General features: G+C 58.1%; 11 protein-coding genes. 5 read left to right on the top strand and 6 right to left on the bottom strand.

The annotated features are described in order from the left end of the window. Positions 1–4: 4 nt before the first annotated feature. The 3 genes from B5G16_RS00875 (at position 5) to mnmG (ending at position 3,670) form a co-directional block, all read left to right on the top strand. A complete protein-coding gene (locus B5G16_RS00875; RefSeq protein WP_087260143.1) occupies positions 5–1,126 on the top strand; it encodes a murein hydrolase activator EnvC family protein in 1,122 nt (373 codons plus the stop codon). 196 nt (positions 1,127–1,322) lie between these two features. Beyond that, positions 1,323–1,754, top strand: a complete 432-nt coding sequence (gene ybeY / locus B5G16_RS00870; protein WP_087260141.1) for an rRNA maturation RNase YbeY — start codon at positions 1,323–1,325, stop codon at positions 1,752–1,754. Further along, positions 1,751–3,670, top strand: a complete 1,920-nt coding sequence (mnmG, locus tag B5G16_RS00865) for a tRNA uridine-5-carboxymethylaminomethyl(34) synthesis enzyme MnmG (protein ID WP_087260139.1) — start codon at positions 1,751–1,753, stop codon at positions 3,668–3,670. The genes ybeY and mnmG overlap by 4 nt, the downstream gene beginning before the upstream one ends. A 406-nt stretch (positions 3,671–4,076) precedes the next feature. Here the strand turns inward: mnmG and B5G16_RS00860 are convergent, their stop codons facing one another. From B5G16_RS00860 to B5G16_RS00835, 6 genes are all read right to left on the bottom strand, one after another. Then, positions 4,077–5,090, bottom strand: a complete 1,014-nt coding sequence (locus B5G16_RS00860; RefSeq protein WP_087260137.1) for a branched-chain amino acid aminotransferase — start codon at positions 5,088–5,090, stop codon at positions 4,077–4,079. A gap of 53 nt (positions 5,091–5,143) precedes the next feature. Continuing rightward, on the bottom strand, positions 5,144–7,186 hold the full coding sequence (gene metG, locus B5G16_RS00855; protein WP_087260135.1) for a methionine--tRNA ligase: 2,043 nt from the start codon (positions 7,184–7,186) through the stop codon (positions 5,144–5,146). Between the two features lie 192 nt (positions 7,187–7,378). Beyond that, positions 7,379–9,511, bottom strand: coding sequence for a S46 family peptidase (locus tag B5G16_RS00850; RefSeq protein ID WP_087260133.1), 2,133 nt, complete (start codon positions 9,509–9,511; stop codon positions 7,379–7,381). Between the two features lie 29 nt (positions 9,512–9,540). Further along, complete coding sequence (locus B5G16_RS00845) at positions 9,541–10,029, bottom strand: pyridoxamine 5'-phosphate oxidase family protein (RefSeq protein WP_087260131.1); 489 nt, start codon at positions 10,027–10,029, stop codon at positions 9,541–9,543. 12 nt (positions 10,030–10,041) lie between these two features. Next, on the bottom strand, positions 10,042–10,983 hold the full coding sequence (nadA, locus tag B5G16_RS00840) for a quinolinate synthase NadA (protein WP_087260129.1): 942 nt from the start codon (positions 10,981–10,983) through the stop codon (positions 10,042–10,044). Positions 10,984–11,381: 398 nt separating this feature from the next. Continuing rightward, entirely contained in the window at positions 11,382–12,434 is a 1,053-nt protein-coding gene (locus B5G16_RS00835) for an Mrp/NBP35 family ATP-binding protein (RefSeq protein ID WP_087260127.1), read from the bottom strand. A gap of 287 nt (positions 12,435–12,721) precedes the next feature. Between B5G16_RS00835 and sppA the strand changes: the two genes are divergently transcribed. Both sppA and B5G16_RS00825 read left to right on the top strand, forming a co-directional pair. Next, on the top strand, positions 12,722–14,500 hold the full coding sequence (sppA, locus tag B5G16_RS00830) for a signal peptide peptidase SppA (RefSeq protein ID WP_087260125.1): 1,779 nt from the start codon (positions 12,722–12,724) through the stop codon (positions 14,498–14,500). Positions 14,501–14,678: 178 nt separating this feature from the next. Further along, positions 14,679–15,131, top strand: a complete 453-nt coding sequence (locus tag B5G16_RS00825; RefSeq protein WP_204227969.1) for a 6-pyruvoyl trahydropterin synthase family protein — start codon at positions 14,679–14,681, stop codon at positions 15,129–15,131. Positions 15,132–15,145: the final 14 nt, after the last annotated feature.

Here is a 15,145-nt window from a genome sequence, read left to right as displayed (position 1 = left end):
CCGTATGAAACCGACCGCTTTTCTGCTCCTCGTCACCCTGCTTTTCACCTTCGGAGTCCGGGCCCAGACCGACAGCCGCATCGAGAAGCAGAAGAAGATCATTGCGGACCTCGAAAAGCGTATTGCCAACGAGGAGCGGGAGATTTCGAAGCTCCAAAAGGGGCGTGCGGCGACCGAAGAGCGGGTGCGGCGTCTGGCCCGCCAGATCGACTCGCGGAACCAGCTGCTCGAAGAGACCGAAAAGGAGGCTTCGCTGCTGCGCGAGGAGATCGCCCGCAAGGACAGCGTGGCAGGAGACCTCGCGGCAACGCTCGAACACAACCGCACGCAATATGCCGAGATGGTCCGCGAAGCCTACCGCAATTACCGGCACAACAATTACCTGACCTATCTCTTCGCATCGCGGGATTTCACCGACGTAGCCCGCAAGATCACGGCGCTGCGCGAAGTGGCGTCGCTGCGCGAACGCAAGATGCGCGACATCGCCAGCCTTACCGAACAGGTCCGGATCGAAAAGGAGGAGTTGGACCGCCGCAACCGTTCGCTCGATTCGGTGACGCAGCAGCTCTCGACGCAGCGCGAGAAGCTCCAACGCGATGCGCGGAACGCCCGGGCGAACATCCGTACGATGTCGCAGAAGGAGAAATCGGCCCTGCAACGGAAAATAAACCAGGAGCAGCAGCTGGATGTGGCAATCAACGAACTGCGCAAACTCACGAAGGGCAACCGGGAGGGCGCCTCGTTCTCGTCGAAGACCTCGGGGCTGCGGCTTCCGGTTGTCGGCGGACGCGTGAAGCGCTACAAGGAGAACATGGCCGAGGTCACGGGACCGCGGGGAGCGCAGGTGATCTCGATCTACGAAGGCAAGGTCATCGACATCAAGCGCAACCGCATCACGAACAAATACGACGTTTACGTGGCTCACGGCGAGTACCTGACCTCCTATGCCAACCTGGGGACGATCAGCGTCGAGAAGGGCCAGAAAGTGGCCCGGAACCAGGCATTGGGAACCATCGGCTCGGCGGTCGACGTGATGACCATGGAGACGGAGTACAAGCTCGTCTTCGGCATCTACCCGCCGGACCCGAATCAGAAGATGCGGGCCGAGAACTGTTTCCGGAAATAGCGAGGGAGAGAAACGGGAGAAAGAAACGGGAGAAAAGGCGAAAGAGAGGAGGACGAGAGCGGAAAAAGGGAGAAACGCGCGGAAAGTCCGGGCGGGAAAGCCCGAACAGCCCCGGAAAAGGCGCTGAAACCGCAGATCTCTTCCCGTCCGGACAAGGATACCGAACCTCCGGAACGATTGAAAATATCCAGGAAAAATGGCTGTAAAATACTATACCGACGACTGCACGTACCGATACCCGCAGAAAAGGCTGACGGCCCGCTGGCTGCACGAGGTGGCCGCGGCCGAAGGCTATACGCTGGGGGATGTCTGCTACATCTTCTGCTCGGCGCAGCGGCTGCTGGAAATGAACCGGCAGTACCTCGGACACGACTACTTCACCGACGTCATCACGTTCGATTACAGCGACCGCAAGGGGTCGGGGATCGTCTCGGGCGACATCTTCATCGATGTGGAGACCGTGGCGGACAACGCCCGGCAATACGGCGCCACGGCGTTGCAGGAGATGCGCCGGGTGGTGGTCCACGGCGTGCTGCACCTCTGCGGGCAGGGCGACAAGACCCCCCGCACCAACGCACAGATGCATCGCAAGGAAGACAAATACCTGAAATTCTGGGAGAAACAATGACCCTCGATTACGATATCATCGTCATCGGCGGCGGACACGCCGGATGCGAGGCGGCGGCAGCGGCAGCCCGGCTGGGGTCGCGGACGCTGCTCCTGACGATGGACATGACGAAAATGGCTTCGATGTCCTGCAATCCGGCTGTCGGAGGAGTAGCCAAAGGACAGATAGTCAGAGAGATAGATGCTTTGGGAGGAGAGATGGGGCGCATCACCGACCGTACGTCCGTACAATTCCGGATGCTGAACAAGTCGAAGGGAGCGGCCATGTGGAGTCCGCGGGCACAGTGCGACAAGACCCGCTTCTCGGAGGAGTGGCGTCGGACGCTGGAAAACATTCCGAACCTCTACATTTGGCAGGATGCCGCCACGGAGCTGCTCTTCGACCGGACCCCTCAACCGAATACTTCGGACAATCCCTCCGCCGCAGCTACGCGCCCGCGGATCTGCGGCGTGCGGACCCGGATGGGGGTCGAATTTTCGTGCCGGGCGGTGATCCTCACGGCCGGCACCTTCCTCGACGGCATGATGCACTGCGGCGCCGCCCACGCCGAAGGGGGCAGGGCAGGGGATGCCGCCTCGCACGGCATTACGGAGAGTCTGCGGAGCATCGGTTTCGAGACCGGCCGCATGAAGACCGGAACCCCGGCGCGGCTCGACGCCCGGACGATCAATTTCAAAATTCTCGAACCCCAATACGGCGACGAAAAACCCGGCAAATTCTCCTTTTCGCCCGAAACCGAGCCCGTAAAGGATCAGATGCCCTGTTTTCTGGTCTACACGTCGCCCGAAGTGCATGCCATTCTGCGCACGGGATTCGACCGTTCGCCGCTCTTCAACGGCACGATCCACGGCATCGGACCACGTTACTGTCCCTCGATCGAGGACAAGTTGCGGACCTTTGCCGACAAGGAGCAGCACCAGCTCTTTCTCGAACCCGAGGGGCGGTCGACCCACGAATACTACCTGAACGGATTCTCTTCGTCGCTGCCGTGGGAGGTGCAGTGGGAGGCGCTGCACCGGATAGAAGGGCTGGAAAACGTTCATATTTTCCGTCCCGGATACGCCATCGAATACGACTATTTCCCGCCCACGCAACTCCGCCATTCGCTCGAAACCAAACTCGTTTCGGGACTCTACTTCGCCGGACAGGTCAACGGAACGACCGGCTATGAGGAGGCCGCGGCCCAGGGGCTGATGGCCGGAATCAATGCCCACCGGGCCCTGAAAGGGGAGGAGGCGATCGTTCTGAAACGCGACGAAGCCTACATCGGCGTGCTGATCGACGACCTCGTCACGAAGGGTGTCGACGAACCTTACCGGATGTTCACCTCGCGGGCCGAGTACCGAATTCTGCTGCGGCAGGACAATGCCGACCTGCGGCTCACCCCGATCGGGCATGAAATCGGTTTGATTTCCGAGGAGCGATACGCCCGGTTCCTGCAAAAAAAATCTTCCGTAGAATCGCTTGTAGCCTTCGCCCGCGCGCAGAGCATCAAGGCAGACGAGATCAACGATTATTTGAAAACGGTCGGACAGGAGCCTTTGAGCCAGGGTCGGAAGCTGTACGACATTCTGATGCGCAACAACGTCACCTTCGAAACGTTGCAGGAGGTTCTCCCGAAGCTGCGTCGTTTCATCGAGTCGCACGGAATCGACGCCGAAGCGATCGAGGAGGCGGAGATCCAGATCAAGTATAAAGGCTACATCGAGCGAGAAAAATTCATCGCCGAGAAGCTGCACCGACTGGAAAGCATTCGCATTCCGGAAGATTTCGATTTCTTTTCGATAAATTCGCTGACGATCGAAGCACGTCAGAAGTTGAATCGAATCCGTCCGAAGACGATCGGGCAGGCTTCGCGGATCCCGGGCGTATCCCCGGCAGATGTCAATGTATTGCTGGTCAAGTTCGGCAGATAGGCTCTGACCGGGAGGGTAGATCGGAACCGGGTTCTTTATTCGGTTCCGATTTATATTTTGACATCAATCTTTTCGAGAGCAGCGTTCCACGTGGAACAAACATTCACCCTCATCCGGAAATAAACAAGCTACGCAAAACGAACCTATACGCACAAACCGAAACGTTCCACGTGGAACACCCCCTACATTCATTCAATTCAAATCAGAAATAAAAGCGTTCCACGTGGAACACAAAAGGAATTACCTCCCGACAAGCAATCACCCGACAATAAAAGGAGCCTCTCCTGACGAAGAGGCTCCTTTTATTAAATTAACCGAATTGACTGATTTTTAGTAAAAATTCAAGATTATTAAATCAAAAAATCGTTTATTTTTACAAAAATCAATCGTTGCGAGAATCGGATATTTACAGCACGATCGTACACCAGCCGTATTTATCCTCGGCACGTCCATACTGGATATCCTGCAAACGGGTGTAGAGTTCCAGACAGTTTTTGCCAACCTGGTCGCCGTAATTGTAGGACTCGCCGGTCTGCATGTCGTAGATGTAACCGATGGGGGAGATCACGGCAGCGGTTCCGCAGGCGCCGCACTCCTCGAAGGTCGGCAGCTCCTCAACGGGAATATGACGTTGCTCGACTTCGAGCCCCATATCGGCCGCCAACTGACGGAGGCTCATGTTGGTGATCGAAGGCAGCACCGAAGGCGATTTCGGCGTAATGTATTTTCCCTCCTTGATACCGAAAAAGTTCGCGGCACCGCACTCCTCGATATATTTATGCTCGGCAGCGTCGAGGTACATAATGTTCGAATAACCCATTTCATGTCCCTTTTCGCCCGAAAGAAGGCTTGCAGCGTAGTTTCCGCCCACCTTCACGTCGCCTGTTCCACGTGGAGCAGCACGGTCCTGTTCCCGGTCGATGGCGACACGGATCGGAGCGATTCCCGACTTGAAGTAGGCGCCGACGGGCGAGCAGTAGACGATCAGCAGGGCTTCCTTCGAAGGCTTGACCCCCAGGCCGACCGTCGTCCCGAACATCACCGGACGCAGATACAGCGAAGCGCCCGTCCCGTAGGGAGGAATGAAACGCTCGTTGCGCTTCACCACCTCGATGCAGGCATTGACGATCATCTCCACCGAAGGAACCGGAAGACAAAGCCGTTTGGCCGAAGACTGCATCCGTCGTGCATTGTCCTCGACACGGAACAGACGCACCTTCCCGTCGACCCCCCGGAAAGCCTTCAAACCCTCGAAAAGTTCGATCCCGTAGTGCAGGCACGAAGCCGACATGTGCATGTGAATGTATTCGTCTTCCGTAACGATCATGTCGCTCCACTTGCCATCGGTGTAGGTGTAACGAACATTGCAATCCGTTTTACGGTAGTCGAAACCGAGCGCACTCCAATCCGTATTTTCCATATTCGTCTGTTTTAATAGTTTTTTCAGCAAAAATAAATCGAAAAATCCCGGGCTTATCCGACCACAGCTCCATTGTTGGTCGTATCGCCGGGCTGCAAAAGGCGTAATTTTCCGGAGGCATCCTCGGCCATCAGGATCATGCCTTTCGACAAAATACCCTTCAATTCGCGCGGCGCCAGGTTGACCAGCACCAGCACCTGTTTGCCGACCAACTCTTCGGGTGTGAAGTGCTCGGCGATTCCCGAGACGATTTCACGCTTGTCGATCCCCGTGTCGACGGTCAGTTTCAACAATTTCTTGGTTTTGGCCACCTTTTCGGCCGCCAAAATCGTCGAAACGCGGATATCCATCTTCTGGAAATCGTCGAATTGTATCGTATCTTTCTGTGGTTCAACATGTTGTGCAGCTTCGGCAGCCTGATTGGCAGCTTTTGTGGCGGCGAGTTTGTCCAGCTGGCGCTGGATGACGTCGTCCTCGATCTTCTCGAAGAGCAGTTCCGGTTCGCCGATCGCATGTCCGTCCGGAACCAGGTCCATGGCTCCCAGCCGCTCCCAACCGAACTTGTCGACGGCCAGCATTTTCAGGATTTTGGCGGACGAGAAGGGCATGAAGGGCTCGATGGCGATGGCCGTATTGGCCGTGATCTGCAAGGCGACATTCAGGATGGTTTTGACCCGCTCGGGATCCGTCTTGACGACCTTCCACGGCTCCGTATCGGCCAGGTATTTGTTGCCGATGCGCGAGATGTTCATGGCATCCTTCAACGCCTCGCGGAAGCGGTAATGTTCGATATTGGCTTCGAGCGACGCCTTCACGGCCGCGACCTCCGCAATCGTCTCGCGGTCGTAGCCGGTCAGTTCGCCGCAGGCCGGGACCCGGCCGTCATAGTACTTCTTGGTCAGCACCAGCGCCCGGTTGACGAAGTTGCCGAGGATGGCCACCAGTTCGTTGTTGTTGCGGGCCTGGAAGTCCTTCCACGTAAAGTCGTTGTCCTTCGTCTCGGGAGCGTTGGCGCAGAGCACGTAGCGGAGGACGTCCTCCTTGCCGAGGAACTCTTCGAGGTATTCGTGCAGCCAGACGGCCCAGTTGCGCGACGTGGAGATCTTGTCGCCTTCGAGGTTCAGGAACTCGTTGGCGGGGACGTTCTCGGGAAGGATATAGCCGCCGTGGGCTTTCAGCATCGACGGGAAGACGATGCAGTGGAAAACGATGTTGTCCTTGCCGATGAAGTGGACCATCTTCGTGTCCTCCGACTTCCAGTATTTCTCCCAGTCGGGCGTAAGGTCCTTTGTAGCAGATATATAGCCGATCGGAGCATCGAACCACACGTAGAGCACCTTGCCCTCGGCCCCTTCGACCGGCACGGGAATGCCCCAGTCGAGGTCGCGGCTCACGGCACGCGGTTGCAGTCCGCCGTCCAGCCAGCTCTTGCACTGTCCGTAGACGTTCGATTTCCACTCCCTGTGTCCTTCGAGAATCCACTCGCGGAGGAATCCTTCGTACTGATCCAGCGGGAGATACCAGTGTTTGGTCTCGCGTTTCACGGGTACGGATCCCGACACGGCGCTGTGGGGGTCGATCAGCTCGTCGGGCGAGAGCGTCGAGCCGCACTTCTCGCACTGGTCGCCGTAGGCGCGGTCGTTGCCGCACTTCGGGCAGGTTCCGACGATATAACGGTCGGCGAGGAAGGTCTGGGCCTCCTCGTCATAGTACTGCATGGAGGTCTTCTCGATGAACTTGCCCTCGTCGTAGAGTTTTCGGAAGAAGGCCGAAGCGGTTTCGGCGTGAGTTTTCGACGAGGTGCGCGAATAGATGTCGAACGACATGCCGAGTCCCTCGAACGACTTCCTGATGAGTTCATGGTAGCGGTCGACGATCTGCTGGGGCGAGACGCCCTCCTTGCGGGCCTTGATGGTGATGGGCACGCCGTGTTCGTCGGATCCGCAGACGGAGATCACGTCGCAGCCTTTGAGCCGCAGGTAACGGGTATAGATATCCGAAGGTATGTAGACACCGGCCAGGTGACCGATATGGACGGGACCGTTGGCATAGGGGAGTGCCGAAGTCACGAGATAGCGTTTGAACTCTTTTGCCATAAAAGATAAGGGAATAGCTAATTTTCGTCAAAAGTACGAAATTTTAAGGGATTCCGGAACGAAAAGGGGAATTTTGTCGTACACGGCGGAAAAAAGCGAATTTCCGGTAACTCCGACGTCACTCCGGAAGCCGAAAAAAGGGATTCACCCCCATAGAAGGCAAATCCCTTTTTCGTGTGTGCGGAAACCGTCCTATTCGAACTGCAACTCGTCCAAGAGCCAGCCGGCCCCGGCAAACTTGTCGACGATGAACAGCACGTAGCGGATATCCACGGCGATCGTACGCTGCAACCCGGGCTCGAAGGCGATGTCGCCCGACATGGCCTCCCAGTTGCCGTCGAAGGCCAGTCCGATCAGCGCACCGCGGTCGTTCAGCACCGGCGATCCGGAGTTGCCGCCCGTGATGTCGCAGTCGGCCAGGAAGCAGGTCGGCAACTCGCCCTTCGCATTGGCATAACGCCCGAAATCCTTCGCGGCGTAGAGCTCCTTCAACTTCCCGGGCACGAAGAACTCCTGCGGATTCTCGGGGTCCTCCTTCTCCATAACCCCCTTCAGCGTCGTATAGTAGTTGTACTCGATGCCGTCGGCCGGTGAATAGGGGAGCACACGGCCGTAGGTCAGACGGATCGTAAAGTTGGCATCCGAAGCCCAGGCCTTTTTGGGCTGCTGCAGCATCAACCCGGCAATGTACTTGCGGTGTCCCTCGTCGTAACGCTTCCTGGGCTCTTTGAGGGCCTCGGAAAGCCGTTTGTATTGCTCCATGACCGACCTGGCCATCACAACGGCAGGATCCGAAGCGATCTTTTCCGGAGCATAGTCGTCCAACAGGGCCATGACCTTCTCTTCGGAGGTGAAAATCGAATGGTCGTAGAGATCATCGACACAGGCGTCAATATCGCCCCCGAACCTCTTGTCGACCACCTCGGCATAGAACGACGGCAGCTCCTTCATGTTCTCCCGTGCGATCGTGAGCATCCGTTTGGCCACCTTGCGGTCAGTCGCGGGGCTGTAATCCTTGTACCATGCGGCAAACCGCTCCTTGACTGCAGCGGGATCCTTGATCTCCGCCTTCACCTCCATCCGCTGCATGTCGATAAACGAACGTGCGGGCGTCAGCAGCTCGACGGCCGACAGGAACGCTTCGGCCAGATACTGACGCGATGCGCCCAGCGGCGACATATCGCCGACAGCCTCGCGGATCTTCGCCAGGGCGTCGACATAACCCTCCTCGGGCAGGGTGTTCTTCTCGGCCCACGCCTGGAACGAAGCCTCCTGTGCCTCCTTGCGGGCCTTTACGCCGAGTTTCTCGATGCCGCGCGACATGCCGATCGAATTCTTCCAGTAGTTCGACGAACGGGCGTATTTCGAGGCATACTGGATGCGCACGGCATCGTCGGCAATCATATCCTTCCAGAGGATCTCCTGACGCTCGCCGCGGATGAAGATCCGCTGGGGATTGTCGACTTTCAGCAGATCGTCGATCTCATACGACGTGGCATAACGCTCGGTCGAACCGGGGAAGCCCATGATCATGGCGAAGTCGTTCTCCCCGACGCCGTCCAGCGAGATTTTCAGGAATTTCTCGGCCTTGTAGGGGCGGTTTTCGGGCGAATAGTCGGCCGGACGGTTGTCCGCCCCGGCATAGACGCGGAAGATCGAGAAATCGCCCGTATGACGCGGCCACATCCAGTTGTCGGTGTCGCCGCCGAACTTGCCGATCGACGAGGGCGGCGCTCCCACCAGACGCACGTCCTTGTAAACCTCCATGACGAAGGCGAAGAACTGGTTGCCGCCGAAGAAGTCGCGCACGAGAATCTCCATGCCCGGATTCTCGTCGCCGAGCCGTTTTTCGAGGGCCTCGATGTTCTCGTCCGTGATGCGTTCGTACTCCTCCTGCGAGGCGATCGAGGGGACGCTGCCCATGATCTCGGGCGTCACGTCGGCGATCTTGCGGATGAAGCGCACTTCGAGGCCCGGAGCGGGCAGCTCCTCGGCCTGCGACATGGCCCAGAATCCGTATTTCAGATAGTCGTGCTCCACGGACGAGAGCTGCTGGATCGAGGCGTAACCGCAGTGGTGGTTCGTGAAGAGAAGACCTTCGGGCGAGACGATTTCGCCCGTGCATCCGCCGCCGAAGATCACGACGGCGTCTTTGAGCGACGAGCGGTTCACGCTGTAAATCTCCTCGGCGGAGAGCTTGCAGCCGCGCTCCTTCATCGTCTTGATATTCATCTTTTGAAGGTAGGGCAGCAGCCACATGCCTTCATCGGCAGCGGCGGAGAACGTCACGCATACCGCCGCCAAAAGAGACAGGATTTTCTTCATGGATCAGATTGAAATGAAAGATTTGAAATTCAAGGTATTTTCTTTTGCTTGCCGCTCGCCGAGCGGATCTCCAAACGGAGGATCTCGGTCCGATGGAAGGACTTTTCGGCGTAACGCATCCCCGTTACGCAATCCTCGGGCGCATACTTTTCCAACAGCAGCCGCAGGGCATCCATCCGCTCCTCGGGCGAAAGCCCCCGCACGGCGCGGCATTGCAGGACGACACTCTCGTAGGCCGTGGTGAATTTCGAGGGAAGGACCTTCGTGCGTCCCACGACGCAGAACGACACCTCCGCACAGCGATCCAGGCAGCGCAGCTTACGGCCTTCGGGGGCGCAATGAACATAAATCCGCGTCTCACCGTCCCAGACGTAGCTCAACGGAATGCCGTAACCGCCGCCCTCGGCGGCCTGCATCGAGAGCACGCCGTACTCGCCCGTGCGCAGCAGCTCACGGGCGGCCGTTTCGTCCAGCAGCCGGTCCTGACGCCGGACGTCCGCATTATCGAAGCGAAACATGCCGGCCTGGTCTTAACGGATGGCGATCATGTTGCGGATCGAGCGTTCGGCGGCACGGCGGACCTCCTCGTCGAGGAGGATCTCCGGCGACTCGTTTTCCAGGCACGCACGGATGTTTTCCAGCGTCACCATCTTCATGTAACGGCAGTTGTTGCAGGCGCAGGTCTCGTCGTCGGGCGGTGCCGGGATGAACACCTTCTCCGGGTAGCGTTTGCGCATCTCGGCGAGGATTCCGGCCTCGGTCACGACGATGAACTCCCGGGCGTCGCTCCGCCCGCAGTAGTCGAGGATCCCGGCCGTCGAGCCCACGTAGTCGGCCACCTCGACGATATAGGCGCGGCATTCGGGGTGCACGACGACCTTCGCCGCGGGATGCTGTCGTTTGAGCGCCAGCAGTTTCTCCAACGAAAACTCCTCGTGCACGTGGCAGGCGCCGTTCCACAGCACCATGTTCTGCCGTCCGGTCAGCTTCTGGATATAGGACCCCAGGTTGCGGTCCGGGCCGAAGATCAGGGGCTGGTCGGCGGGCAGCGACTCGACGACCTTCAAGGCGTTGGACGACGTGCAGCAAATATCCGTGAGGGCCTTGACCCCGACCGTCGTATTGACATACGAGACGACCTTGTAGCCGGGGTATCGGGCCTTGAAGGCGGCGAAATCCCCGGCGTCGCACGACTCGGCGAGCGAGCAGCCCGCCTCGGGGCACGGAATCAGCACCTTCCGGTCGGGGCAGAGGACCTTGGCGGTTTCGGCCATGAAGTGCACTCCGGCGAAGAGGATGATCCGCGCATCGCACTGCTGTGCCTGGATCGAGAGGGCCAGCGAGTCGCCGAGGAAGTCGGCCACGGCCTGGACTTCGGGCGTCGTGTAGTAATGCGCGAGGATCACGGCGTTCTTCTCGCGTTTGAGCGCCTCGATGCGTCGGGCGAGATCGGAGGAGTTTTCGACGTTCATCACTTTTTGTTTTTATTCCTTTTAAAATAAATTTAATAAATTAAAAAGAAGAATAAATAGAATGACTGTTGATACTGTTCACAACTTGCTTTGTTATTTCCCTATCAACACTTTCTTTTTTTCTTTTTGATTTATTCTTTATTTAGAATATTGATTTTTAATGAAATATCTGAAATAATCAACATTTGTTCACATCGGTTTTCCACATTTCGACAGCCTTGATTTTTCAACATCGGATGCCCTTTTTTGAAGGATTCCCGGCGGCACAACTTTTCATAAAAAAATTTGCTTTCGGGAAATTCTTGTATATACCCGCATCGATTTCCGAAAAGCAAGTTTCCGACGCTCCGATTTATTCTTTTTTATCATCCTTTGTTGAACCGGTTATCGACAACTTGTCAACCGTTTTTCATCACTTTGCCGACAATCTTTTCGGCGATCGCACGGTAGCGCTCCTCCACCTCGGGATAGGTTGCCGTGGCCGGGCGTCCCTCTTCCGATCCCTCCATAATCGACTGAATGATCGGTATTTCACCCAGAAAATCCACGCCGTTCTGCTCGGCGTAGGCCCGGGCTCCGCCCCGTCCGAAGAGGTAGTAGCGGTTTTGCGGGAGCTCCGCGGGGGTGAACCACGCCATGTTCTCGATGATGCCGGCGACGGGGATGTTCACATGTTCGTTGCGGAACATCTCCACACCCCGCACCACATCGGCTACGGCCACCTGCTGCGGCGTCGAGACGATCACCGCAGCGTCGATTTTCAACTCCCTGATGATCGACAGATGTACGTCGCCCGTGCCGGGAGGCAGATCCGCCAGCAGGAAGTCCAGCGTTCCCCAGCGCGTCTGGTGGATCATCTGTTTCAGGGCGCTCACCGCCATGGCGCCGCGCCACAGCAGCGCATCGTCGGGTTTGATGAAGAAGCCGATCGACATCAGCCGGATATCCATCGACTCGGCCGGAACGATCTCCTCCCTGCCCTCCTCGACGACGGCTTCCGGAAGGTAGCCCTCGACGCCGAACATCTTGGGCTGCGAAGGTCCGTAGATGTCGGCATCCAGTACGCCGACCCGGAAGCCCATGTTCCGCAGGGCGATGGCCAAGTTGGCCGTGACGGTCGATTTGCCGACGCCGCCCTTGCCCGAAGCCACGGCAATTACCTTGGCGATGCCGCCCGTCGTGGTCGTGAGTTTCGGTTCCGGACGCGGCGCCGCGCCTCCCTCCTTGATGACCACGAGCACCTCCGCACCGGGGAAAGCCTCGCGCAGGAGCTGTTCCGCCTGGTTCTTGATCTTCACGGCAAAGGGGTCGCGCGTCTTGGCGAAGCGCAGCACGACTGTCACTTTGCCCTCGATGGCGGCCAGGTGTTCGATGAATCCGCTGGCGACGATGTCCTTGCCCGTTTCCGGGTGGACGATCGAGGCGAGCAGCTCTTTTATTTTGTCTTCCATAGTTGCGAATATGACATTTTCTGCAAAGATAACGCATATTTTCAGGATTAAATATAGTATCCCGATTTATTTTATCGAAAAACGATAAATTTTATTTGTTTTTCGTAAAAGATGGTTATATTTGCAAGGTATTGAAACGGCAGTACCGTTTCGGTTCCGTATTTCCGGGGGGGGAAAGATTGGGGAAGACGGGAAGGAGATTGGGGGAGATGAGGAGGAGATGGGACGATCATTCCGGGGTACGGAAGAGCGGATCTTGATTTGACAACGTAATAAATCGGAATAAGATGAATTTTTTCAAGACATTTCTGGCTGGACTTCTCGCCTTTGTGGCGGGGACGTTTCTTGTATCCTTTCTGTGGATTCTCGTTCTGATGGGAATCGCCGGTTCGATGGGCGGAAGCAAGGCGACGGTCGCTCCCGGGTCGGTGTTGAAGATCGATTTTTCGGAGGTGCTCACCGATGCCCCCTCGTCCGATCCGTTGGAGGGACTCGACGTGATGACGCTCCAAACCACACCGCGGCTGCCGCTGTTCAAGGCGCTGCGGGCACTCGAAGCGGCTGCGGCCGACGACCGGATCAAAGGCGTTTACCTGCGCATGAACGGCACGGGCGGCGTCGCCGGAACGGCACTGCTGGAAGAGTTGCGCGCGGCACTCGAAGAGTTCAAACAGAGCGGCAAGTTCGTGGTAGCCTATAACGAGACCTATTCGCAAGGTCAGTATTACCTTGCTTCGGTGGCCGACAGGATCTGCCTCCAACCGGAAGGGGGGCTGGATTGGACGGGTCTGGCCTCCAACGTGACCTTCTACAAGGGGTTGCTGGACAAGCTCGACCTCAACGTGGAGGTGTTCCGACCTACGGCCTGCAAATACAAGAGCGCCGTCGAGCCCTTCATCCTGGACAAGATGTCGTCGGCCAACCGCGAACAGATGCAGGAACTCGTGAATTCGATGTGGAACACCATCTCGGGGGATGTCTGCGCTTCGCGCGGCATCGACTCCGTGCAGATGCGTCGGATCACCGACAACCTCGAAGTGACGCTCCCCGAGGAGGCGCTCCAATACGGTTTTGTCGACGAATTGCTCTATGAGGATCAGATGGACGACGTGCTGGCCGACCTGGGTGTGGCGTGCGACGATGACGGCTTCCGCTGCGTGACGCTGGGCGAATACGCCGCACAGGTGGGGGCCGATCTGAAAAACATCTCGGCCGATCAGGTGGCCATCGTCTATGCCGACGGACAGATCGTCGACGGCGAGGGTTACGGCAAGGAGATCTACGGCAATACGCTGGCGGCGAAACTCGCCGACGTGCGGCGGAACGAGAAGGTCAAGGCGGTGGTCGTGCGGGTCAACTCGCCGGGCGGCAGCGCCCTGGCGTCGGATGTCATCTGGCGCGAGATGGAGCTGCTGCGGGCCGAGAAACCGGTGATCGTGTCGATGGGCTCCTATGCCGCCAGCGGCGGATATTACATCTCCTGCCCGGCGGACGTGATCGTGGCCGACCGGCTGACCCTGACCGGCTCGATCGGGGTCTTCGGCATGGTGCTCGATCCGCGCGAGGCGTTGAAAAACAAGTTGGGCATCACCGTCGACGGGGTGCAGAGCAATACGTCGTCGGATTTCCTCGGAAAGGGTCCCCTGACGCCCGTGCAGCGGTCGATGATCATGCGCGGCGTGGACAAGGTCTATTCGACCTTCACGAAGGATGTCTCCGAAGGACGGAACCTGCCGCTGGAACAGGTTTTGGAGATTGCCGGAGGGCGTGTCTGGTCGGGTGAGGATGCTCTGGGGATCGGACTGGTCGATGCCTGCGGCGGTTTGAAGACAGCCCTGGCGCTGGCCGTCGACAAGGCCGGACTGGGCGAGGAGTACCGGATCGTCGAGGTCACGGAGCAGCCGACAGGTTTGGCTGCGATCCTCTCGTCGCTCAACATGAGCGTCCGCGCAGCCTTCACGCGCTCGGATCTGGGTGCCATGATGAAGGAGTACGAAGCCGTGCGCGAGGTGTTGAGCCAGCAGGGCATCGTGATGTACTCGCCCTGCCGCGTGGAGCTGAAATAGGGCTCCGGCCCCGCGAAACAGGGACGTCTCCGCATGCGGGGGCGTCTTTTTTTTCGGAATGATTCCGCCCGGGAGGCGGTTTTGTTTCCGATTTCCATTATCTTTGCGGAGTACGGGAGGCGGTGTGGTTGGAGATGCTGGCCTGCTGTTTTGCACTCCCGAACCACGATCCAGAAATATGGCAGTAATCAGATTGACCAAGGAATTTTCGTTCGAGGCGGCGCACGCCCTCGAAGGATACGACGGGCCGTGCCGCGAGATCCACGGACACTCCTATCGGCTTTTCGTGACGGTAAAGGGTGTTCCGGAGCGGAATCCCGAGCATCCCAAGTGCGGCATGGTGATGGATTTCGGCGTGTTGAAACGCATCGTGAACGAGGAGATCGTTTCGCGTTTCGACCATGCGCTGGTGCTCAAAGCCTCGGAGGCGGGGTCGGAGCTCTTCCGGACGTTGTCGGCCCGTTTCGGGAATATCGTGACGGTAGCTTACCAGCCGACGTGCGAGAACATGCTGGCGGATTTTGCGGCCCGCATTGCGCCGCGGCTGCCCGAAGGGGTTGCGCTGCACTCGCTGCGGCTGCACGAAACCGCGACGTCGTTCGCCGAGTGGTTTGCCGGCGACAATGCCTGAACCGATACAACAGA

This window comes from Alistipes sp. An66 (genome assembly GCF_002161445.1).
Classification (GTDB): Bacteria; Bacteroidota; Bacteroidia; order Bacteroidales; family Rikenellaceae; genus Alistipes; species Alistipes cottocaccae.
This window is presented reverse-complemented; position numbering and strand designations above follow the sequence as displayed.